The sequence below is a fragment of the Sporosarcina sp. P3 genome, assembly GCF_002743415.1.
Taxonomy (GTDB): domain Bacteria; phylum Bacillota; class Bacilli; order Bacillales_A; family Planococcaceae; genus Sporosarcina; species Sporosarcina ureae_A.
Genome location: NZ_PDZE01000003.1, coordinates 1 through 21,920, shown reverse-complemented (window position 1 = coordinate 21,920; position 21,920 = coordinate 1). Strand labels below are relative to the sequence as shown.

Below are 21,920 nucleotides of genomic sequence, written 5' to 3'. Positions count from 1 at the left end.
AGAACTCTGAAAGGGAGTCGGTATTCGTTTGTAGTTAGCCGTTATCATCTGCATCGAATAAATACGTTCTCTGATGGAACTTCATACTGAAAATTAGGCCGATCGCTAGCATATTACTGAATAAAGAACTTCCTCCATAACTGATGAACGGAAGAGGGATACCTGTAATAGGCAACAGCTGAATATTCATGCCGATATTTTCGAATACGTGGAATGCGATCATCGCAATGACGCCTGTACAAATGTATACGCTGAACGGGTCATGCAAAGAGAGAGCAACTTTCGTCAAATGATAAATCAAAATGAAATACAGTGTGATAACTAAACAAGCACCGATAAAGCCATACTCTTCTCCTATTACACTGAAGATAAAGTCCGTGTGATTCTCTGGGATATATACAACGCGCTCTAGAAAACCTTTACCGGTAAGTTGCCCTGATCCGATTGCGGTCATGGCGGTTATCAAGTTATACCCTTCGTCTGTTGGATAAGAGTACGGATCAAGCCAAGAATAAACACGTTTGAACTGATAAGGTGAGAATCCGAATTTATCGAGTAAATCCTGTGCAAACAATGACATCCACAGAATACCTCCTGCAGCAGCGGCACCGAGTGAAAAGACAGGCACGAGTATTTTCCACGAAATACCCGAAACGATGACGATAGCTGCAGTAATTGAAATGAATACTAGGGAAGTTCCAAGGTCGGGCTGCTTCATAATGAGGAACAGTGGAACGACAAGCATCAATGCGATTTTACCAAGCAACAGTAAATCTGTCGTATACGTCCTGTTTAACGAGCGCTCATTATGCGTGCTGACCAACTTGGCGAGGCCAATAATAAAAAATGTCTTAATGAACTCGGCGGGTTGAATCGTTCCGATGACAGGTAAATGCAGCCATCGCTTTGCGCTGTAACGCATTTCTGCGATTTGACCGGGTCCTCCAGGTGCCAACATGAGAAAGACCAACAAGAAAATACCAAATCCATAAAAATACCAAGCGAACTTTTTATACTGATCGGGTTCAAAGTACATGACCATTGCTACGATGAGAGAACCGAGTAAATACCATTTCACTTGTTTTAAAACAAAGTTCTGTGTATATTGCTCAGAGGTTTGAGCAGATCCAATGACGAAAAAACTGACAATCGCGAAAAGCAAAATGATAAAGGCAAGTGTCCAGTCGAATCGTTCACCTAGCCTGTTTGTTTGTTTCAATTATGAACTCACCTTTTCTTAAGCTAGTATTCTCTTACTATAATCACCTATTATATCGCAAAACTTTTTAAGAAGTACACCCATTACTAGACGAGTTATGAAATGTTTAGTTTCTATATGAAGTAAAAAGAATGTAGAACGTTGGTTTTTCATTCATGAATTGGCTTTGTTCATGGTAAACTGTATGAATGAATACTACGGAATGCGAGGAGATTACATGAAAAGACGATTAGGTTTAGTATACGGCGGGAAATCCGCAGAGCATGAAGTGTCACTTTCAACAGCGCGCGCAGTAACAGAGGCGCTAGATTTAGATAAATATGAAGTCTTACCAATCTATATAACTATGCAAGGTGAATGGTTGAAAGGCGATCCGTTAACGGGACCTGTTTCAAGTATAGAGGCATTACGTCTGAAAAGTGAACAGCCAAAGCCCGATCATATTGAGGGCTTTTTACAAGGCGATACGCCCGACGTCATTTTGCCGCTACTGCATGGAACGAACGGAGAAGACGGAACGGTACAAGGACTATTTGAAGTGTTGAATATTCCATACGCAGGTAACGGAGTTCTTGCTTCTTCAGCAGGAATGGATAAAGTCGTGATGAAGCAATTATTCGCTCAAGCAGGGTTAGCGCAAGTTGCATACGTCCACTTTATTCGCAGTACGTGGAAAGAGCACGCAGAGCAATTATTAGATCAGGCGGAAAAAGAATTGTCTTATCCAATGTTTGTCAAACCAGCTAATCTTGGATCAAGTGTCGGTATTAGTAAAGCGGAAGATCGCGAGTCGCTTGAAAAAGCCGTTAATTTGGCATTAAAGTTTGACCGTAAAATCATAGTTGAACAAGGAATTGTAGCGCGTGAAATTGAAATGGCGGTTCTCGGTAACGACCATCCTAAGGTATCAGTAGCAGGGGAAATTCGCCCAGTTGCAGATTTTTACGACTATGAAGCGAAATATAAAGATCAAAGCACGGAGTTATCCATTCCGGCTGAAGTGCCGGATACCGTGGCAGAACATATGAAAGACATGGCAATCCGTGCATTTAAAGTTCTGGATTGTTCAGGACTCGTACGGGCCGACTTTTTCGTCACAGCAGATGATGAAGTATTGATCAATGAAGTGAATACATTACCTGGTTTCACGCCAACTAGTATGTTCCCTTTACTGTGGCAGAAGTCTGGGCTGACTTACCCCGAATTAATTGATCAGCTAATTGAACTGGCAGTAGAACGACATACAGAAAAGCAGCAACTACACTATACAATGGACTGAGTGGAGGAAGTAACGTGAAACGAAATCTATCAACGATCCAGCAATGGCTTCAAGCAGAAGGACAGCATATCGCAAAGCAACAAGTGACAGGTGTCTGCATCGATTCACGGAATGTGCAAGCGGGGGACTTGTTTATCCCTTTTAGAGGAGAACAAGTCAATGGGCATCAATACGTCAGAGGGGCAATTGAGCAAGGTGCAGTCGCAGCGCTTTGGTTGAAGGATGAACCGAATCCACCAGCCGATATCCCGCTATTATTTGTTGAGGATTCGGAGCTTGCATTGCAGCAAATGGCCCGTAGCTACCGAAGTGAATTGACGTGTACTGTCATAGGAGTCACAGGGTCGAATGGCAAAACATCGACAAAAGATTTAATTGCAGGCGTCCTATCACCTTATCGCAAAGTCAAAAAAACAGAAGGTAACTTCAATAATGAACTCGGCTTGCCACTGACTTTGCTGGCTGTTGAAGACGACACGGAAGTTGCGATCCTTGAAATGGGAATGAGCGGCTTTGGAGAAATCTCTTTCTTGTCAACGCTTGCTAAGCCACAGTTTGTAGTCATAACTAATATCGGTGAGGCGCATATGCAAGATCTCGGTTCCCGTGAAGGGATTGCAAAGGCGAAGTTTGAAATCATCGATGGTCTAGCGAATGGCGGTATGTTGCTGTACGACGGCGATGAACCGTTATTACAAGGGTTAGTCAATCAACAAACCAATTTGTGTAGCGTGTCATTTGGCTACGACCAAGCAGATCTGATTGCGCAGCAAATTACATCTACCGATAAAGGCAGCTCGTTTACTGTATGTGGTAAACTCGAAGCTCATTTCACAATTCCTGTTTACGGTTCTCATCAGGTGAAGAATGCACTTGCCGCGATTGCAATCGCAACAGAGTTGGGTCTGACAAAACAGCAAATCGAAAAGTCATTAAGTGAAACCACATTAACAAATATGCGTATGCAACCTATTGCGGGGAAAAACGGTTCATTGCTTATTAATGATGCATACAATGCAGCGCCTACCTCCATGCGTGCAGCCTTCCGCTTTATCGCCGATACATCCGTTAAAGAAAACAAATGGCTTGTTCTAGGTGATATGCTCGAGCTTGGCACCGATGAACAGCGCTACCACGAAGAGTTGGCGGACGAACTGAAAAAAATGGACGTAAAAGGCATCGCGTTATTTGGTCCCCGTATGAAGTGGTTGTCGGATGAGTTGAAAAATCATCCGATAGATATCATGTGGACAGCAAATGATACAGAGTTGCTTGCAGATGCGTTACGCCCAAAATTAACGGATCAGACAGTGGTGCTTTTCAAAGGGTCTAGGGGAATGAAGCTGGAACGGATTATAGAGTTGCTTACTGAGGACGAATTGTGACGACAGGTGTCCTCATGATTCACGGATTCACGGGTGGTCCTTTTGAAATCGCTCCGTTTAAACGATTTCTAGAGAATCATACTCAATGGAAAGTGGTAGCGCCTGTGTTACCGGGACATGAAATGGATCCAGGCGTACTATGGGGCTCAGCTAGGTCATGGATGATGGTCGCTGAATTAGAGTTAAGAAGACTACAGAGAGAAGTGGATGACGTCATAGTAGTCGGTTTCTCTATGGGCGGCCTGATTGCCATGTACTTAGCAATGCGCTATCCGATTAAAAAGCTGATCTTATTAAGTGCTGCAGCGAAATATATTAGTCCGCGTATTTTATTGGGGGACGCACGAATCATGGTGAAGTCCTTACAGCGTAAAGCGTATCCCCCCAACTCGTTCTATCATTTGTATAGCTATAAGCTGACACATACACCAGTTCGCGTGGCGTTAGAGTTTTTACGCGTCGTTCGCTTAGTACGACCGTACTACCATCAGGTCAAAACGCCTGTTTGTATTGTGCAGGGGAGGCAAGATGGCATTGTTCCTGCATTCACAGCAGACATGTTGTACGAACAACTTGGGTCAAAGGAAAAACATCTAATTTTTTCTGAACATGGCAAACATCATATTTGTTATAGCGAAGATCGCCATGTATGGTTTGCGAAAGTACTGAAATTTATGGATGAAGACTGATTAATGGAACTTAAGCCGATTCGTTGCAGTCTTGTGTAAGCCATGGTAGAATGATAAAAGGAATTGGATACATTTACACGGCACTCTTCCGTTTTATTTTACGGAGAGTACTTTTTTTTGAATAAAACGGTGATTAGTAGGCAAACTAGCAATGACTTGCCGTTTTCACCGCTCGGCAAGGACCGAGCTTTCCTTGTATGTCACAGATTTTACATTGTGCTGTATAAAAATCTGGACGCAATTACGATAAGTGTAATTGATATGACTTCTCTCGACCACAAGAATCCTTCTAGAAGATTCTTCTTATAAACCAGAGATGGATATATCGGAAACGCTCCCAATTTTCAAAGTACATGGCTCGAATTTGCCGCGCTTTCATTTGCAGATGTAACCAATTGTCAAATGGAGAAATAAAGGAGATTGAATATTTTGACGAAGTTTTCAGAATTGAATATTAACGAAACAACACAAAAGGCTTTAATACGCATGGGGTTTGAAGAGGCGACTCCAATCCAAGAGGGGACAATCACTTTTGGTATGGAAGGCCGCGACGTAATCGGGCAAGCACAAACAGGTACTGGTAAAACGGCAGCATTCGGTATTCCGATCATTGAAAAATTGGATCCAAAGAGCACTGCAGTTCAAGCGTTGGTCATCGCACCAACTCGCGAATTGGCAATCCAAGTATCAGAAGAAATTTATAAAGTAGGCTACGGTAGCCGCGCGAAAGTACTGTCCGTTTATGGCGGTCAGGAAATTGGACGTCAAATCCGTGCACTTCGTAATAATCCAAATATCGTAGTGGGTACACCAGGACGTATTTTGGACCATATCAACCGTAAAACATTGAAGCTTGATCACGTTCAAACACTTGTTTTGGACGAGGCAGACGAAATGTTGAACATGGGATTCATCGAAGATATCAATACAATTCTTGCAAGCGTACCGGCTGAGCGTCAGACGTTGCTATTCTCAGCAACTATGCCTGCCCCAATTCGTAAAATTGCAGAGACATTCATGAAAAATCCGGAAGTTGTGAAGATCAAATCCAAAGAAATGACTGTTGAGAACATAGAACAGTTCTTCGTAAAATCTCACGAACGTGAGAAGTTTGATGTATTGTCAAGATTGTTGAATGTTCAACAACCTGAATTGGCTATCGTATTCGGTCGTACAAAGCGCCGGGTAGATGAGTTAGCTCATGCCCTGAGTATCCGCGGCTATATTGCTGAAGGAATCCACGGTGACTTAACGCAAGCGAAGCGTATGTCAGTTTTGCGTCAGTTTAAAGACAATAAGATTGATGTACTTGTAGCAACAGACGTAGCTGCGCGTGGATTGGATATTTCAGGCGTAACACATGTATACAACTTTGACATTCCACAAGATCCAGAGAGCTATGTTCACCGTATTGGTCGTACTGGTCGTGCTGGTAAAAGTGGAGTGGCTGTTACATTCGTAACGCCACGTGAAATGGGTTACCTTCGCATCGTTGAGGAAACGACTAAGAAGCGTATGACTCCCCTACGTCCACCGACTTCTGACGAAGCATTACTTGAACAGAAGAAAAACGCAGTGGATTCACTAGTAGAAGTAATTGAACAACAAAACTCAGAAGACTACGCTGGATTAGCAGCGCAATTGCTTGAGAAGCATGATGCGAAAGAAGTTGTGGCGGCAGCTCTTAAATCATTGACTAAAAATATTGATGAAACACCAGTAAGTATTACAGAAGAGCGCCCATTACCTTCACGCAGACCTTCTTCATCTCGTTCAGGTGGAGGCTATAAAGGTGGCAACCGTAGCGGCGGACGTTCTCAAGGTGGACGCAGCAGAAACTTCAGCGGCGGTTCTGGCGGCGGTTCAAGACGCAGCAGCGGACCACGTGATGGTGCAAGAAGAGATGGCGGTTCAAGACGCAACAATAGTAATCGTTCTGAACGATAAGAATAGAAAACATAAAATCCGGGCCTGCATTATAGCAGCCCGGATTTTTTTGTCGTGAATATGATATGATCGAATGGAGCGAAATATTTTGATGAAAGTTTGATAGTAAAAGTAGAATTCTGAAAAGAGGTGGATCTATGAGGCAACAACCTTCAAATCAAATATCCAGAAAAGGATTAACTGTTTGGAGATTATACGGAACAATTCAAAGTGTAATCATATTGGCAGTAGCAGTTGGTTTTGGTTTTTTATCGTACTTTTTTGATTGGCCAACTTGGATTATAATTGTCATTGCAGTAGTTGTATTAGTACATGCATTTTTATCGATTTATTTATTCCCGAAAATTCGTTGGCAACGTTGGCGTTATGAAGTACGTGAGGCGGAAATTGAGCTTCAACACGGATTGTTTATTGTCAATCGCACACTCATTCCGATGGTGCGCGTTCAGCACGTGGATACAGCAGAAGGTCCGATTTTACGTAAATACGGTCTAGCTTCCATCACGATCTCTACTGCAGCGACTAATCATTCCATTCCTGCGCTCGTGACGCAAGAGGCAGACGAACTGCGCAACCGTATATCCACGTTTGCAAGGGTGGCGAAAGACGATGTCTGAACCACGCTACAAACTTCATTGGATATCTGCTGTCGTTGAGACTGCGAAAACGCTGAAAGAATTGATTGGACCTTTCGTAGTATTGGTTTTCGTGAATGGGTTCAAAGGAGAGAGTACAGCACCTTGGTATATCCAATATTGGTCGTTAATTTTATTTGGCGTGCTGATTGTATTCACGTTAGTTTCGGGTGTCGTGAAATGGCGCCGTTTCGATTATTGGTTTGAAGACCAAGAATTGCGCATCGTATCGGGTTTGTTTGTACGGAAAAAGCGTTACGTTCCATTTGATCGTATTCAAAGTCTGGATTACACAGAAGGCATATTTCACCGACCATTTCAGTTGGTGAAAGTCAAAATAGAAACAGCGGGTTCATCTTCAGGTAAAGACGCCGAAGCCGAATTAACTGCCATCACAAAAGAAGCGGCACAACAGATAGAAAAAGAAATTAAACAGGCGAGGAAAGTAGAAGTTCTAGGTCCGGAGCCTGCATTATTTGATCAAACAGAGTGGCAATTGATCAAGGATTCGGAGGAAGAAGTGAGGGTAGCACAACAACCAGCACCAGTAATTTTCTCCATGACGACAGGTGATCTGCTTATGCTTGCGACAACCTCAGGTGGTATCGGGGTTATTTTATCTGGTGCAATCGTATTCTTATCGCAAATTGAGGAACTCATCCCATATGACTGGTTGTTCGGAGAGTTGAAATCGTTCATTCGCATCGGTGTCTTCGTCATTGCGATTTTAGTAGCACTCGGTTTCCTAATCGTTTGGTTACTATCCGTTGCGATGACATACCTTGCAAATTATGATTTCAAAGTCATGCGTGAAAAGGATGATTTAGTCATTACGAGGGGGCTACTCGAGAAAAAAAGAGTGACTGTACCGTTGAAACGAATACAAAATATCACGATCACTGAAAATCCTTTTCGGCAATTATTCGGCTATGGAGCAGTCGTCATTAACAGTGCGGGGGGAGTGGGAGAAGGTTCTCGAATTAAGCTTTTCCCGTTAGCGAAACGAAACCGCATTATTGAGCCGTTACAGGAGCTATTTCCGAATATAGACTTCAGTGAACCGACAGAAAAAATTGGTGAGAGAGGAAAACGTTTCTACTATCGTTTTAAGTTATTTGTGACACTCATCCCGATAGCGATTGTCTCGTACAACTTCTTTCCATACGGCTTGCTGATGTTAATATTGTTGCCGTTGGTAGGTTTGCATGGAATTTGGCAGCATAAGACAGCAGCCTATACCATTTTGCCGAAACAGTTGACGATGCGTTTTCGCACAGTTAGCCGGCAGACGGTGTTCACGGAGAAGAATCGGATCCAGTCAATGGAGTTGGATCAGAATTATTTTCATCGTAGAAGAAAGGTCGCGACCCTTACGGTCAATGTCAAATCTGGCATGACGCTTGACGCCCCGGCCATTCGCCATATGCCTCAGGAAAACGCGGAAAAGTTCTTGTCCTGGTATGAGTTCCATCCAGATAGCGCAGAATCACAAACAGAGCCAGACAGCTAAACTTGTCTGGCTTTTGAAGCTTAATGAAGTAGAGAGGTTGATGGCGGTGTAGAGGAGTGCAAAGGCTGGTCCCCAGTTAGAGTAGAACTTCTCTCGTCCTCACTACTTTCCTCTCTAAATCAGCACAATTTTAAAAGCCAGACAAGGTACCCCTGCCTGACTCTGCAACACATTATTTCTTTCGCCAACTAACGATGTTCTTCGGATTGAAAAAGCTCAGCCCGATCAGGAAGCCTGTAATCAGCCCTGCTATGTGCGCCGTCACGTTGATATTCGTCCCTACAAACGTCATCACAATACTAATGACGATGATCGGCAAAATAACTTGTCTCAACTGCGGAAACGAGTGCTTCGTGTAATACACAAGCGCACCAAACGCACCGAACACACCGAAAATCGCACCGCTTGCACCGACGTGCGTGTAAGCAACGGGTTGCACGAAGAATGTTGCGATATCACCGAATAAGCCGGCTAACATATACACGGTAATAAAACGTGCTTTCCCCGCAATTTTCTCAAGCTCTGGTCCGAAAACGAAAAGCGAGAACATGTTAAATAGTAAGTGCATAAAACCGCCGTGCAAAAACATCGGAGTTATTAAACGCCAATACTCTCCATTCGCAATGAGGAAGTTATCTCCCAGGCCGAATAAAAAGAGCTGATTACCAATGCCGGGAATCAATGTATAGATAAATATCCCGATATTCAGAGCAAGCAAAAATGTCACGACAGGGTAGGCACGAACATATTGTGAAAAGTTTTCCGTTCGTATAAACATGGTTTCACCTCAATCTTCTGTACTGATTATACATATTATTTAACTTGAAGGGAAAGGAGTTGTTCATTTTGATACAAGGAATTGGATTAGATATCGTGGAATTGAATCGCATAGCCCGTTTGGATAACCGTAACGCTAAATTTAGGGAACGAATCTTATCTGAAATGGAATTGCGCGTATATGAAACATTGAGTGGCCATCGTAAAACTGAATACTTGGCAGGGCGCTTTGCTGCTAAAGAGGCGTTCTCGAAAGCGCGAGGTACTGGCATCGGAGCAGATTGCAGTTTTCTAGACATCGAGGTCATCTCGGAAGCAAGTGGTCGCCCGGTATTGCATTTCCATAGTCAACCAGTTCAAGGGTTTGTTAGTATTACGCACACCCAAACTGTAGCTGCTGCACAAGTAGTCTTAATGGAATCTTAAAAGCATCTAAATAGAATTTAAAACAAGCTCGCATATTCGATTCATCCCTCTCATAAGATAAGCTACCCGAATTGATTGGAGAAAGGATGAAAAGAATGCGGAAAAAAATGATCATGTTAGTAGTCGTCGCAGTCATGTTAGTACTAGGAGGGTGCGGTAAGCCCTCCAAAGAAGATGTTATGAAGAAGCTTAGCAATAAGTGGAATGAAACAAAAGGGTATGAATTAAATGCCTCGATGGAGATCAAAACAGGTTCGGAACCTCGGGTGTACAATGTGGAAGTATGGCATACTAAGCCAGAGTTTTACAAAGTAAATGTAATGCAATCGGGTAATGATGAGTCACAAATGATTGTTCGTAACGAAGAAGGCGTATTCGTCATTACACCGTCACTCGGCAAAACGTATAAATTCCAAAGTGACTGGCCAGCACAAAACAGTCAAGGGTACCTGATCGGAACGCTTGCCGAAGATATTAAGGCAGACAAGGCAGCGGTCATGGAAGAAAAAGAAAAAGAGTATATCTTTGAAACGGCAACACGCAATAATCATAAGTCACTTTTACCAACTCAGAAAATTCATATCGATAAAAAGACTTTGTTGCCAAGCAAGGTGACGATCCATGATGAAGCAGGTGAAGAAAAGATCTCTATCAAGTTCGATAAAATTGCATTGGGTGTAGAGCATAAAGTCGCCGAGTATAAGGTAGAGATGGATAAACCGAAAGCGGACGGTGATGAAGCGGATTCCGAGAAAGAATCGACAGACGAAGAATCAGCGGACGATGATGGGGAAGATCAAGCTAAGCTAAATCAACAAACATATTATCCAGTTGCTAATTTACAAGGTACCACACTGTCAGATGAGAAGAGTGTGGAAATTGAAAATGGTCAGCGTGTGATTATGACATTCAGCGGGGATCGGGAATATGTTGTGATTCAAGAACCAGCTGAAAAACCATTGAATCAAATGCCTGTTTCTATAGAAGGTGATCCAGTTGATCTAGGGTTCGCAGTAGCGGCATTGACAGAACAATCTATTCACTGGGAAGCAAATGGTATGGCGTTCTTTGTTGCATCCGACATGTTAAGCAAGGAAGAATTGATTACTGTAGCTAATTCAATGACAGCCACTGAATCGAAGTAATGAACGACTGAATCAATTGACTAGACTGTGCCTTTGGATAGATAATTATTGCATGCAACAGTCTATCCTATAACGAGGTGGAAAGAAATGTTTAACGAAACACAATATCGGCCAACACGAGCGGTTATTAATACAGCAGCTATTAAGCACAATGCAGAACGTCTGATTTCGTATTTGCCCACAAAAACCAAGTTGATCGCGGTCGTTAAATCAGATGGATATGGTCATGGAGTCGCGAAGGCTGCTTCCGCTGCGTTACAAGCGGGAGCAGAAATGTTTGCGGTTGCTACTCCTGATGAAGCTATGACGCTTAGGAAAACACAACCAACAGCCGATATTCTCGTATTAGGGCTCTCACCGGTATCATTTGTGTCTATAGCAGCACAACATCGTATTATTTTAACAGTCACGAGTGAGAATTGGGTAAAACAAGTGATTGCACAGCAACCAGTAGAAACAAAATGTAGAATTCATGTAAAAATCGACAGCGGGATGGGTAGAATTGGGGTGCGGACTGAAGAAGAACTCGCACGATTGGTGCAGCGTATTCAACAGTCCAACTTATCTATTGATGGTGTATTCACACATTTTGCACGCGCGGATGAAGAAAACCGGGAACCGACGCAACGACAGTTTGAACGATTCATGCACCTAGTGAATTGTTTGCCTGAAAAACCGCGTCTCATTCATGCATCAAATAGCGCAGGAACCTTGTTGTTTCCTGAATATGCACTTGACGCTGTCCGTTTTGGTATAAGTTTATACGGTATTCCACCGTCACATACCGTGGCAAAGCAATTGCCATTTAAGCTTGAACGGGCATTGACGATTGAAACTGAATTAACTTACGTGAAACAGATGACTGTCGGTGAGGCGATTAGCTATGGCGGTACGTATGAGGCGGTTGAAGGAGAATGGATCGGTACTTTACCGGTGGGCTACGCGGACGGATTAAAGCGTTCACTTACAAATCAGGAAGTACTGATTGATGGCAAGAGGGTACCAATTGTTGGTGCCATTTGCATGGACCAATGCATGATCCGATTACCTCGTGAATACCCTGAAGGTGAAAAAGTGATATTGATCGGTAAACAGGGCGACGAAGAAATCATGATAGAGGAATGGTCTGATCGCCTAAACACAATACCCTATGAAATAGCTGTAACATTTTCTACACGGATACCTAGAGTCTATACGTGAAAAGTCGAAACTATCTAGTGGAATATATGACGCAACGATCATCCGATTCGACATTCTACTGACGAAACTAGTATTTCTTGTCAAAACACTTCAAACCTTGTCTTTTCATATTCCAATATAAATGGTAAGATAGAAATGATATAGAAATAGAGGGATGGGTTTGTCGGAGGTGCTCGATTTGCGTACGGATAAAAACGATAAAAGAATACTTAGTATAGCCTCAACCAGATTGCAACAGCAAAATGAAGACGCAATCTTTCAATGGGAGCAAGTGCAAGAAGATTTCGTTTATACGACAGATATGAAACATATCGAACATGGTGAAGCTTCCTTAATACGTGAAGCCATGATAAGAGGTTATGTGGAAATGTCGCAAATCAACCTCAACATAGCGGCAGAATGTTTATATGCGGAATTTGAAGCTCAGCATACCGTGGAACGTTGCGTCAGCGGAGGATGAAAAGTTGGCAATTAAACGCGGAGACGTCTTTTTTGCAGATTTGTCACCTGTAGTCGGTTCTGAACAGGGTGGGACTAGACCGGTACTGATCATCCAAAATGATATTGGTAACCGATTCAGTCCTACAGTGATTGTAGCAGCCATTACTGCACAAATTCAAAAAGCAAAATTGCCGACACATGTCGAAATTACTGCGGCCCGGCATGGATTCGAGCGGGATTCAGTCATCCTGCTCGAGCAAGTCCGCACAATCGACAAGTCAAGGCTTACAGACAAAATAACACACTTAGACGATGCGTTAATGAAACAAGTCGACGAAGCGTTGCAAGTAAGCTTCGGGCTTATTAAATTTTAGCATACATATTCTAACAAACTTTATTGCAGATGGCGCCAGCAACTAATGGCTGCTTGAAACACTATAGCCAACAGGTTATAGTGTTTTTTTTATAGTAATTTTGAAAAAAACGATTAAATACATGTAGTTTGCAACGAAATTCGATACAATAGAGATAATAGATGATGTAGGGAGGAACAAATAACGATGAACGAAGTCATGAGAAAAGGTATAGTTGAAAATATAGATACCATTACAACACGTTGGGTAGAGGAGATGAAAGAGAATGCGGATGAGCGGTTTCTAGAATTAATGCCAGCACCTGTAGTTGCAACAACAAGCAGGGAGTTTACAGAGCTGATGACATCGAATCTAACGTACCGCGATACAGTGGACAAGGCACGATTGGATGAGTTCACAGAGAAAATCATTCATTTTGGCTGGTCTATTAAATTCATCAATCGAGCAATTGATACGTTTTCTTCTGTCGTATATAATCTATTCTTTGAAACGGGGATTTTACAAGAGTCCAACTTACGCGAAGGGATTCACATTTTTTCAAATTGGATCAATCCGTTAAGAGAAAGCATTATTGAAGAGTATTCCACGAAATGGGAACGGACGGATATCTTGCAGAAGATCGCACTGCAAGAACTATCAGCTTCATTAATTCCTGTATTCGACAAGATCTCTGTCATGCCGTTGGTCGGTACGATTGATACGGAACGTGCGAAATTGATCATGGAGAACCTATTAGAAGGTGTGGTCAAGCAACGCGCTGAAGTCGTGTTACTAGACATTACAGGCGTACCAGTAGTGGACACGATGGTTGCACACCATATCATCCAGGCGGCAGACGCGGTTCGTTTAGTAGGTGCAAAGTGTATGCTAGTAGGTATTCGTCCAGAAATTGCACAGACTATTGTAACGCTAGGCATTAATCTGACAGATTTTTCTACGACTAGTACGCTACGCAGAGGTATGCAAAAGGCGCTTGAAATGACAGGTCGAACAATTGTAGAGGAGGAAATGTAGTATGAAAATGCGAATCCCGATTCTAAAGCTAAAGGATACATTGATTGTATCTATTCAAGTAGAGCTTGATGATCAGACGGCATTACAATTCCAAGAAGATTTATTAAATCAACTACATAAAACGTCTGCACGAGGCGTTGTGATTGATTTGACGCCAATCGACTTTATTGACTCATTCATCGCTAAAGTACTTGGGGATGTTATTCATATGACAAGCCTAATGGGTGCGAAAGTTGTTATTACAGGAATACAACCATCTGTAGCCATCACGCTAATTGAATTAGGTATACGTTTGGAGAACGTGACAACTGCATTAGATCTAGAGAATGGGCTAGAGAAATTGACTAGAGAATTGGAGGCCTGACCATGGAACACAGGTCTTCTATAGAGATCAAAACAGAGTGGGATATTGTTGCTGCTAGACAACTCGGACGTAATGAGGCGAAAAATACGGGTTTCGGGACAGTAGACCAAGCTAGAATCACGACTGCCATTAGTGAATTAGCAAGAAATATTTATCTTTACGCGGGAAAAGGTCAAATTGAAATTGTGCCTATTACAGTAGGTGCACGGGTAGGGTTACTGATTACTGCTACCGATGAAGGACCAGGAATTTCTGATTTACAAAAGGTTATGACGGATGGCTATACGACATCAGGAGGATTAGGTGCAGGAATGCCAGGAGTCAAACGACTGATGGATGATTTTCGTGTAGAAACAGAAGTGGGCGTAGGTACCACAATTACAGCGACTAAATGGTTGCACTAGGAGTTGAAGGGTATTGCCACAAGAGGCGGGTAGGCAGTATAAGCAAATGCTGGAGAATTATCTGCACTCCAAAGGGGAAGAAGATCTCTATTTGGGACAGCAATTCAGCCGCAGCTTCATAGAAAAGAATATCGCACCAGAAGATGTTATCAGTATTCATAAAACGTCTATTGAAGAACTAATTGAAGATATGCCAGCCGACGTCAGCGTATCTTTCGATTTTCTAATCGAAATGATGATTCATTATGGACTAGCGCTAAAAGAACACCAGAGTTTAATCCGAAAACAAGAAATTATTCAAACAGAGATGGATATTGCGGTTAGAGTACAAAATACTTTGCTACAAACAACAACTCCTATGTTGAAGGGTCTGGATATAGGTTGGATTTCTAAACCGTCGAAGCAAATGAACGGTGACTATGTATACTTTTTAAAGGAAACTGAACAAGAAGTTTGCCTGGCAGTTGCCGATATTATCGGCAAGGGCATGTCTGCAGCTATGCATATGTCCATGGTGAAGTTTGGTATGGATAGTCTGCGGTACGAGAAAAGAAGTCCTTTTGAAGTATTGAGCTTCATCAATAAAATGGTGGAGCAAAGTATTGCTGATTCTATGTTCATTTCTATGTTTTACGGAAAATACGATATGGAAAACTCAATATTTCGTTATTCTTCAGCTGGACATGAGCCAGCTCTCTTTTATCGTGCTGCCAAAGATTCGTACAGTTTGCTAGAAAGTAAAGGTTTGTTGCTTGGTGTTCAAGCAGAAGCGGTGTATGAAGAACGTACGGTGCGTCTTGAAGAACATGATTTTGTTGCGATTATGACAGATGGTGTAACGGAAACTAGAACAGATAAAGGTTTTATTGAAATGGACGTTATAGAAAATTTATTGCGAGAAGTGCGTTCGGAAAGTGCACAAGCAATGGTTGACTATTTATTTAGTGAGCTTTCCAAAATGCAGAATTACGAACTTCATGATGACTTCACGCTTGTTATTTTGAAAAAAACATCATGAAGGTTTAAGAAGTCGTAGAATGGGTATAAAACAATGAGGGTGTAGTGGATATGATTACCCTATACATTCATAGAAAATAGAGAAAGCGATTGAGGTGGCGAAATGAATTTACAAGTTGAGCAAGTTGATCAAGATCTAGTGCATAATTTTAAAATTATCGGAGAAATCGATATATATACAGCGCCAAAATTGAAAGAACACTTGGCTGCTTTAGAGTTAGTAGATGGAATCGAAGTAGAGTTAGAGTTATCTGAAGTAAACTACATGGACAGTACAGGTTTAGGCATATTTGTCGGATTCTACAAAGAAGTAAAAGCGCATAATGGGAAATTAGTCATTAAAGGACTAAACCAACGCCTTTACCGATTGTTTGAAATTACGGGCCTTAGTGACATTATGGAAATTGAACAATCTAAAGGTGGCGAAGACAATGCAAGCGTTTGATTACATCGAAATAAAAGTCCCGGCAAAAGCTCAGTATGTAGGTGTGGCTCGTTTAGCTATATCGGGTCTTGCAAGTCGTATTGGATTTACATATGATGAAATTGAAGATTTGAAGATCGCTGCAAGTGAAGCAGTGACCAATGCTGTGCAACATGCGTACAATGACGAGAAAACAGGTGAAGTGATTTTGGGCTGTGCCCTTTATGAAGACCGTCTGGAAATCGTTGTGACGGATCATGGTCAAAGCTTCGATTTTGAAGAAACGAAGAAAAAAGTTGGCCCATATCAAGATTGGAATGAAGAATCACCTCTTAGAGAAGGTGGTCTAGGGCTTTACTTGATGGAAACTTTAATGGATGAAGTAAAAGTTGACCATGGGGAGGGTGTCATTGTTTTCATGACCAAATATTTGGGCAGAGAGCGGGGAGAGGACCATGTCAAATCAACAGTCTTCTCGTGACAGTGAGACGAAAGAGCAAGTCATTAAATGGATACATGAATACCAAGAAAATAATGACGACCATGCGCAAACACAGCTAGTCTTGCATTACGAGCGACTGGTTCATTCAATCGCGCGTAAATATTCACGTGGACAATCCCATCATGAGGATATCGTCCAGGCAGGAATGCTCGGACTATTAGGAGCGATTCGAAGATACGATCCTGAGCAAGGACGGAACTTTGAAGCGTTTGCTGTACCGACCATCATTGGAGAAATTAAACGTTTCCTACGTGATAAAACTTGGGCTGTTCACGTACCACGACGAATCAAGGAGTTAGGGCCGAAGATCAAAGCGGCTGTTGAAACGTTAACGACTGAATTTCAGCGTTCGCCAATGGTCTATGAAATAGCAGAATATCTTGGCACCGACGAAGAACTAGTGCTTGAAGCGATGGAAATGGGCAGAAGTTACCAAGCGCTATCGATCGACCATACACTAGACGCGGATTCAGAGGGTGGAACAATTACACTGCTTGATATCATTGGTGAGACTGATGGCGGTTTTGAAAAAACAGATCAGCGTATGCTTGTTTTGAATGCACTGAACGTTTTAAGTGAACGCGAACGTCAAATTATCCAGTACACATATATCGATCAGATGAGCCAAAAAGAAGCTGGAGAATTACTGGATATTTCCCAAATGCACGTTTCAAGACTGCAACGCAAAGCGATCAAAAAGCTACAAGAAGTAATTCTGACGAGTGGTGGTGCAAACTAGTGGAGACTTTTGAGAATGACTATGTAGAGGCATATATATACCAACAGTCCAAAAAAGGCAATAAAGATTCTGGGGATGCATACTACATTCATTCAGAAGAAGACTATTTCATTTGTGCTATTGCAGACGGCTTAGGCAGTGGAACAGAAGCAAGAGAATCAGCTGAAATAATTCCGCAAATCTTAAGGATCTATCATCACGAATCACCTGACGATTTGTTACTACGTTGTAACAAACAGATGTTGCATAAACGCGGTGCGGCAGTAGGGATTGTGAAAGTATATTTTAAACAGCAAACCCTAGAATATAGTTGTGTCGGTAACATCCGGATCTACATACTGCAGTCGAATGGTCAGATGATTTATCCATTACCAGTAATGGGTTATTTGTCGGGACGACCGCAATCGCCCCGTACGCAAAGATATCCTTATAATAAGAATGACCGGTTCTTTCTTCATTCTGATGGTGTGAATTTGCGAAGTCCTAAAAAATACTTACAAGAAAATTCTACTCCGTATCAATTGTATAAAAAGGTTGAAAGTACGATTGAAGATAATGATGATGCAACATTCATCGCAGCTAGCCTGCTTCATTAGGTTGAAGCGGCTTTTTTTTGCTTAAAAATAAATGGTTGCGGAAGGAAAGCCCATTGGAAACATGCTATTATATGGAAAGGGGAAAGGGTGATTGAATTGTCAAAAGATCTTATGGAAGCAACAGCAAGTCGTGCAGGTATCAGCAAGACCCAAACGGCAAGCGTCATCACGCTATTGGAAGAAGGGAACACAGTACCTTTTATTGCGCGTTACCGGAAGGAAGCGACAGGTTCACTTGACGAAGTACAGATCAAGGATATTGAAGATGCCTATCATTATATAAAGTCGCTTGAACAGCGAAAAGAGGAAGTTCTGCGCTTGATCGATGAACAGGGGAAGCTGGATGATACGTTAAAGGCGGAGATTGAACGCGCAACAGTATTGCAGCGAATCGAGGACTTGTACCGCCCTTACAAACAAAAACGGCGCACGAAAGCAATGATTGCGATTGAAAATGGCTTGGAACCTCTTGCGGACCAAATCATGCAACAGTCATCCGAGAAAATTGAATCTATAGCACAATCCTATATCAATCTTGAAAAAGGAATCCTTACATTAGAGGATGCATTGGAAGGCGCTAAGTTCATCATTGCGGAGAGGGTGTCAGAAGAAGCAACAATACGGGAGAAAATCCGTAAAATTACATGGGCATCCGGGAAGTTAACAGCCGCTCTGAAAAAAGGCGCGGAAGATGAAAGAAAAGTATTTGAAAACTACTATGAATACGAAGAACCGCTCAGTAAAATAGTACCTCATCGCGTTCTAGCTATTAATCGGGGAGAAAAAGAAGACGTATTGCGTGTAGGGGTAGATTTCCCGGCGGATCGCATCATTGGAGATCTTGAGCGTGTGTACCTGAAGCGACATCCTTCTTCATCTACAACCTATATAAAAGAAGCATTAGAGGATTCGTTTAAACGATTAATTGCCCCTTCAATAGAAAGAGAGGTACGAACGACATTGACCGAAAAAGCGGAAACGCAAGCAATTCACGTCTTTTCGGAAAATCTACGTAGCCTTTTACTACAACCACCTTTAAAAGGGAGAACAGTACTTGGAGTAGACCCAGCATTTAGAACAGGATGTAAACTTGCGGTAGTGGATGAAACAGGAAAGTTACATGATATCTCTGTCATCTATCCTCATCCACCAAAGCCACAAAAAGAAGCATCAAAAGAAATAATACGTGATCTATTAAATAAATACCCAATATCCATTATTGCGATTGGTAACGGAACTGCATCGCGTGAGACAGAGAAGTTCATCGTCGATCTAATTAAAGAAGTGGACGAGTCGGTTTCCTACGTAATTGTCAATGAAGCAGGCGCGAGTGTATATTCAGCATCTGCAAAAGCGCGAGAAGAGTTTCCAGATCTGCAGGTAGAACAAAGAAGTGCGGTATCCATTGCACGAAGACTGCAAGATCCGTTGTCTGAACTTGTGAAGATAGATCCTGAATCTATCGGTGTAGGACAATACCAGCATGACGTAGCGAAAAAGAATCTGGCGGAATCACTTTCATTTGTTGTAGAGACAGCGGTGAACCGCGTAGGGGTTAATGTCAATACCGCTTCATCTTCGCTGTTGCAGTATGTTTCAGGTCTGTCAAAATCCGTTGCGGAAAACATTGTCAAAGCAAGAGATGAAGCAGGTAAGTTCACAAAACGTACAGAGCTGAAAAAGGTACCGAGACTAGGAGCAAAAACTTACGAACAGGCAATAGGCTTCTTACGTATACCGGAATCAAAAGAACGCTTCGACTCGACAGGCATTCACCCAGAGAGTTATAAAGTGGCAGAAGCAGTATTGAAAGAGTTGCAACTAGACAAATCACAGCTTGGAACAGAAGAAGCGACGGTTGCTCTCGAACATGTCGATATCTCACAGCTTGCTGCGCAGCTAAACGTAGGGGAAATAACATTGCAAGATATTATACAAACATTACAGCGTCCGAACCGCGACCCGCGAGACGATTATCCGCAGCCTTTATTAAAAGCAGATGTACTTGATATCAAAGATGTATATGAAGGTATGGAAATGCAAGGAACAGTGCGTAACGTAGTGGATTTCGGTGCATTTGTAGACATTGGCGTTTCGGAAGATGGATTAGTACACATATCCAAAATGAAAAAAGGTTATGTGAAACATCCACTAGACGTAGTTGCATCCGGTGATATTGTCACAGTATGGATTGATTCTGTTGATCGCCAAAAAGGGCGTATTGCTTTATCTATGCTTCCTCTTAAGAAATAAAGGAGAGAATCAGCATGTCAGAAGAACAATTACAACAGCTGGTTGAGCACATCTCATTGGAAATCTTCCATAAGCCGTTTGTCCATCAAGCAGTTTTTAACAGTAGACTGCGGACGACGGGCGGTCGCTATAAGTTAAGTAATCATTTTATAGAGATCAACCCATTAGTTATTAAGCTTCATGATAAAGAAGAATTGATTGGGATCATTAAACATGAACTTTGCCATTATCACCTTCATATAGAAGGAAAGGGGTATAAACATGGAGACCCAGATTTTAAACAGCTACTGAAAGAGACGAATTCACCTCGTCATTGCAAACCCCTGACGGAACGTAGAGCGAAGAACACGCTCATCCATCTATATCGTTGTATGGCTTGCGGACTGGATTATCCTAGGCGGAGAAGAATGGATTGCGCAAAGTATCGCTGTGGAAAATGTGCAGGGGAGATCGCGAAAGTAGAATGAAACATAAAAGGCATTCAATCACAACGATTGAATGCCTTTTATACAATTAGATAAAAAGTAGTGAAAGACAGCTATGTAGCTTAAGAATTTTCTAATGAGAAAGGCTGTCACATCAACGTTTTAAAGCATGTTGAAAAGTTTTTTAAAAAAGATTGTTTAAAAAGGTTGACGAATGACTAAACCCTGTCTATAATAATAAAAGTCGACTAAGACAAGCGCAACAAACCAATAGCTTGCTGAACTGACATTACCAGTAAGGCCCCTTGGTCAAGCGGTTAAGACACCGCCCTTTCACGGCGGTATCACGGGTTCGAATCCCGTAGGGGTCACTTTTAATAAAACGAACAAATCCCTGAAGAGACGATAATGATTGATCATTGATGGGGTATAGCCAAGCGGTAAGGCAACGGACTTTGACTCCGTCACTCGTTGGTTCGAATCCAGCTACCCCAGCCATTTCTTTTGTGAGTCACATGCATTAGAGAGATCAAAGGTATTTGGGACAAATTGTTCCTTTCATTTTAACATGAGCCGTTAGCTCAGTTGGTAGAGCATCTGACTTTTAATCAGAGGGTCACAGGTTCGAATCCTGTACGGCTCACCATTCACTTTAAAAAGAATTCAAGAAAGTTCTTGACTTATTAAACTGAAGGTGTATAATAGTAATTGTCGCTGAAACAAAGCGGTAGTGGCGGAATGGCAGACGCGCTAGGTTGAGGGCCTAGTGGGGGTTAACCCCGTGGAGGTTCAAATCCTCTTTACCGCACCAAACATTCTCAACCGTTACACATTAATTACAACTTATATGCGGGTATAGTTTAGTGGTAAAACCTCAGCCTTCCAAGCTGATGATGGGAGTTCGATTCTCCCTACCCGCTCCATTATTTTAAAGAATAAATGAACCTTGAAAACTGAACAGCAAAACGTTAACGAAATACAGTTTGTGCATCTAACGATGACACAAACAAAATGAGTATCTTAATTGATGCCAGCAAATGAAACTCGAGCTAATCGATTTTTCATGTAACTGGTTGACGAGATGTTGTGGAGTGCTAGGAAGTGATCGAGCGAAAGAGGGAGCGTACTCAGGTACGTGACCGACTGAGCGAGTGA

Annotated in this window: 23 protein-coding genes and 5 tRNA genes; 26 read left to right on the top strand and 2 right to left on the bottom strand. The window is 42.2% G+C overall.

Translation table 11 applies throughout. The annotated features are described in order from the left end of the window. Positions 1-34 precede the first annotated feature (34 nt). Positions 35-1,219 carry an FtsW/RodA/SpoVE family cell cycle protein gene (locus tag CSV61_RS04340; RefSeq protein WP_099638246.1) on the bottom strand — a complete coding sequence of 395 codons (1,185 nt, stop codon included), beginning with the start codon at positions 1,217-1,219 and terminating at the stop codon, positions 35-37. 217 nt (positions 1,220-1,436) lie between these two features. Here CSV61_RS04340 and CSV61_RS04335 point away from each other — a divergent pair, with 217 nt between their 5' ends. The 6 genes from CSV61_RS04335 to CSV61_RS04310 all read left to right on the top strand — a co-directional run bounded on the left by CSV61_RS04335 (position 1,437) and on the right by CSV61_RS04310 (position 8,664). Then, a complete protein-coding gene (locus tag CSV61_RS04335; protein ID WP_099638245.1) occupies positions 1,437-2,498 on the top strand; it encodes a D-alanine--D-alanine ligase in 1,062 nt (353 codons plus the stop codon). A 14-nt stretch (positions 2,499-2,512) separates the two neighbouring features. Beyond that, the gene (locus CSV61_RS04330; protein WP_099638244.1) at positions 2,513-3,883 is read left to right on the top strand and encodes a UDP-N-acetylmuramoyl-tripeptide--D-alanyl-D-alanine ligase; all 1,371 of its coding nucleotides are present in this window, start codon (positions 2,513-2,515) and stop codon (positions 3,881-3,883) included. Beyond that, positions 3,880-4,572, top strand: coding sequence for an alpha/beta hydrolase (locus tag CSV61_RS04325; protein ID WP_099638243.1), 693 nt, complete (start codon positions 3,880-3,882; stop codon positions 4,570-4,572). Before CSV61_RS04330 ends, CSV61_RS04325 begins: the two co-directional genes overlap by 4 nt. A gap of 429 nt (positions 4,573-5,001) precedes the next feature. After that, on the top strand, positions 5,002-6,519 hold the full coding sequence (gene cshA / locus CSV61_RS04320; protein ID WP_083034147.1) for a degradosome RNA helicase CshA: 1,518 nt from the start codon (positions 5,002-5,004) through the stop codon (positions 6,517-6,519). Between the two features lie 137 nt (positions 6,520-6,656). Beyond that, positions 6,657-7,136, top strand: coding sequence for a PH domain-containing protein (locus CSV61_RS04315; RefSeq protein WP_099638242.1), 480 nt, complete (start codon positions 6,657-6,659; stop codon positions 7,134-7,136). Further along, complete coding sequence (locus CSV61_RS04310) at positions 7,129-8,664, top strand: PH domain-containing protein (protein WP_099638241.1); 1,536 nt, start codon at positions 7,129-7,131, stop codon at positions 8,662-8,664. Before CSV61_RS04315 ends, CSV61_RS04310 begins: the two co-directional genes overlap by 8 nt. A 172-nt stretch (positions 8,665-8,836) precedes the next feature. Here the strand turns inward: CSV61_RS04310 and CSV61_RS04305 are convergent, their stop codons facing one another. Beyond that, a complete protein-coding gene (locus CSV61_RS04305; protein WP_083034144.1) occupies positions 8,837-9,442 on the bottom strand; it encodes a rhomboid family intramembrane serine protease in 606 nt (201 codons plus the stop codon). Positions 9,443-9,510: 68 nt separating this feature from the next. Here CSV61_RS04305 and acpS point away from each other — a divergent pair, with 68 nt between their 5' ends. The 20 genes from acpS (at position 9,511) to CSV61_RS04205 (ending at position 21,688) form a co-directional block, all read left to right on the top strand. Next, positions 9,511-9,867, top strand: a complete 357-nt coding sequence (gene acpS / locus CSV61_RS04300; RefSeq protein ID WP_099638240.1) for a holo-ACP synthase — start codon at positions 9,511-9,513, stop codon at positions 9,865-9,867. A gap of 95 nt (positions 9,868-9,962) precedes the next feature. Continuing rightward, a complete protein-coding gene (locus CSV61_RS04295; RefSeq protein WP_099638239.1) occupies positions 9,963-11,012 on the top strand; it encodes a LolA family protein in 1,050 nt (349 codons plus the stop codon). A gap of 87 nt (positions 11,013-11,099) precedes the next feature. Further along, the gene (alr, locus tag CSV61_RS04290; RefSeq protein ID WP_099638238.1) at positions 11,100-12,212 is read left to right on the top strand and encodes an alanine racemase; all 1,113 of its coding nucleotides are present in this window, start codon (positions 11,100-11,102) and stop codon (positions 12,210-12,212) included. A gap of 154 nt (positions 12,213-12,366) precedes the next feature. Continuing rightward, the gene (locus CSV61_RS17285; protein WP_099638237.1) at positions 12,367-12,672 is read left to right on the top strand and encodes a transcriptional regulator; all 306 of its coding nucleotides are present in this window, start codon (positions 12,367-12,369) and stop codon (positions 12,670-12,672) included. A gap of 4 nt (positions 12,673-12,676) precedes the next feature. Continuing rightward, positions 12,677-13,027, top strand: coding sequence for a type II toxin-antitoxin system PemK/MazF family toxin (locus CSV61_RS04280; RefSeq protein WP_029054722.1), 351 nt, complete (start codon positions 12,677-12,679; stop codon positions 13,025-13,027). A 186-nt stretch (positions 13,028-13,213) separates the two neighbouring features. Then, positions 13,214-14,041, top strand: a complete 828-nt coding sequence (locus CSV61_RS04275) for an RsbT co-antagonist protein RsbRA (protein WP_099638236.1) — start codon at positions 13,214-13,216, stop codon at positions 14,039-14,041. A 1-nt stretch (position 14,042) separates the two neighbouring features. Further along, positions 14,043-14,405 carry an STAS domain-containing protein gene (locus CSV61_RS04270; protein WP_083034138.1) on the top strand — a complete coding sequence of 121 codons (363 nt, stop codon included), beginning with the start codon at positions 14,043-14,045 and terminating at the stop codon, positions 14,403-14,405. Between the two features lie 2 nt (positions 14,406-14,407). After that, a complete protein-coding gene (locus tag CSV61_RS04265) occupies positions 14,408-14,809 on the top strand; it encodes an anti-sigma regulatory factor (protein WP_083034137.1) in 402 nt (133 codons plus the stop codon). 13 nt (positions 14,810-14,822) lie between these two features. After that, positions 14,823-15,827, top strand: coding sequence for a PP2C family protein-serine/threonine phosphatase (locus tag CSV61_RS04260; RefSeq protein WP_199173586.1), 1,005 nt, complete (start codon positions 14,823-14,825; stop codon positions 15,825-15,827). A gap of 102 nt (positions 15,828-15,929) precedes the next feature. After that, on the top strand, positions 15,930-16,271 hold the full coding sequence (locus tag CSV61_RS04255; RefSeq protein WP_083034136.1) for an STAS domain-containing protein: 342 nt from the start codon (positions 15,930-15,932) through the stop codon (positions 16,269-16,271). After that, positions 16,258-16,731 (top strand): anti-sigma B factor RsbW, encoded by a 474-nt coding sequence (rsbW, locus tag CSV61_RS04250; protein ID WP_083034135.1) that lies wholly within the window; start codon positions 16,258-16,260, stop codon positions 16,729-16,731. The genes CSV61_RS04255 and rsbW overlap by 14 nt, the downstream gene beginning before the upstream one ends. Continuing rightward, the gene (gene sigB, locus CSV61_RS04245; RefSeq protein ID WP_029054715.1) at positions 16,706-17,491 is read left to right on the top strand and encodes an RNA polymerase sigma factor SigB; all 786 of its coding nucleotides are present in this window, start codon (positions 16,706-16,708) and stop codon (positions 17,489-17,491) included. Before rsbW ends, sigB begins: the two co-directional genes overlap by 26 nt. Continuing rightward, positions 17,491-18,087 carry a PP2C family serine/threonine-protein phosphatase gene (locus CSV61_RS04240; RefSeq protein ID WP_099638235.1) on the top strand — a complete coding sequence of 199 codons (597 nt, stop codon included), beginning with the start codon at positions 17,491-17,493 and terminating at the stop codon, positions 18,085-18,087. Before sigB ends, CSV61_RS04240 begins: the two co-directional genes overlap by 1 nt. A gap of 111 nt (positions 18,088-18,198) precedes the next feature. Continuing rightward, positions 18,199-20,340, top strand: a complete 2,142-nt coding sequence (locus CSV61_RS04235; RefSeq protein WP_099638480.1) for a Tex family protein — start codon at positions 18,199-18,201, stop codon at positions 20,338-20,340. Between the two features lie 14 nt (positions 20,341-20,354). Beyond that, entirely contained in the window at positions 20,355-20,807 is a 453-nt protein-coding gene (locus CSV61_RS04230) for a SprT family protein (RefSeq protein ID WP_083034133.1), read from the top strand. Between the two features lie 257 nt (positions 20,808-21,064). Beyond that, positions 21,065-21,136, top strand: a tRNA-Glu gene (locus tag CSV61_RS04225). A 52-nt stretch (positions 21,137-21,188) separates the two neighbouring features. After that, a tRNA-Gln gene (locus CSV61_RS04220) sits at positions 21,189-21,263 on the top strand. A 72-nt stretch (positions 21,264-21,335) separates the two neighbouring features. Beyond that, positions 21,336-21,411: transfer RNA gene (locus CSV61_RS04215), tRNA-Lys, on the top strand. A gap of 78 nt (positions 21,412-21,489) precedes the next feature. Further along, positions 21,490-21,576 (top strand) — tRNA-Leu (locus CSV61_RS04210). A gap of 38 nt (positions 21,577-21,614) precedes the next feature. Next, positions 21,615-21,688: transfer RNA gene (locus CSV61_RS04205), tRNA-Gly, on the top strand. The last annotated feature ends 232 nt before the right edge of the window (positions 21,689-21,920 follow it).

Bases quoted from the DNA above. Each gene is read 5' to 3' on its own strand.
- CSV61_RS04335 (WP_099638245.1), top strand. From the start codon at position 1,437: ATGAAAAGACGATTAGGTTTAGTATACGGCGGGAAATCCGCAGAGCAT.
- CSV61_RS04315 (WP_099638242.1), top strand. From the start codon at position 6,657: ATGAGGCAACAACCTTCAAATCAAATATCCAGAAAAGGATTAACTGTT.
- CSV61_RS04310 (WP_099638241.1), top strand. From the start codon at position 7,129: ATGTCTGAACCACGCTACAAACTTCATTGGATATCTGCTGTCGTTGAG.
- CSV61_RS04305 (WP_083034144.1), bottom strand. From the start codon at position 9,442: ATGTTTATACGAACGGAAAACTTTTCACAATATGTTCGTGCCTACCCT.
- CSV61_RS04295 (WP_099638239.1), top strand. From the start codon at position 9,963: ATGCGGAAAAAAATGATCATGTTAGTAGTCGTCGCAGTCATGTTAGTA.
- alr (WP_099638238.1), top strand. From the start codon at position 11,100: ATGTTTAACGAAACACAATATCGGCCAACACGAGCGGTTATTAATACA.
- CSV61_RS17285 (WP_099638237.1), top strand. From the start codon at position 12,367: ATGGGTTTGTCGGAGGTGCTCGATTTGCGTACGGATAAAAACGATAAA.
- CSV61_RS04275 (WP_099638236.1), top strand. From the start codon at position 13,214: ATGAACGAAGTCATGAGAAAAGGTATAGTTGAAAATATAGATACCATT.
- CSV61_RS04270 (WP_083034138.1), top strand. From the start codon at position 14,043: ATGAAAATGCGAATCCCGATTCTAAAGCTAAAGGATACATTGATTGTA.
- CSV61_RS04265 (WP_083034137.1), top strand. From the start codon at position 14,408: ATGGAACACAGGTCTTCTATAGAGATCAAAACAGAGTGGGATATTGTT.
- CSV61_RS04255 (WP_083034136.1), top strand. From the start codon at position 15,930: ATGAATTTACAAGTTGAGCAAGTTGATCAAGATCTAGTGCATAATTTT.
- rsbW (WP_083034135.1), top strand. From the start codon at position 16,258: ATGCAAGCGTTTGATTACATCGAAATAAAAGTCCCGGCAAAAGCTCAG.
- sigB (WP_029054715.1), top strand. From the start codon at position 16,706: ATGTCAAATCAACAGTCTTCTCGTGACAGTGAGACGAAAGAGCAAGTC.
- CSV61_RS04235 (WP_099638480.1), top strand. From the start codon at position 18,199: ATGGAAGCAACAGCAAGTCGTGCAGGTATCAGCAAGACCCAAACGGCA.
- CSV61_RS04230 (WP_083034133.1), top strand. From the start codon at position 20,355: ATGTCAGAAGAACAATTACAACAGCTGGTTGAGCACATCTCATTGGAA.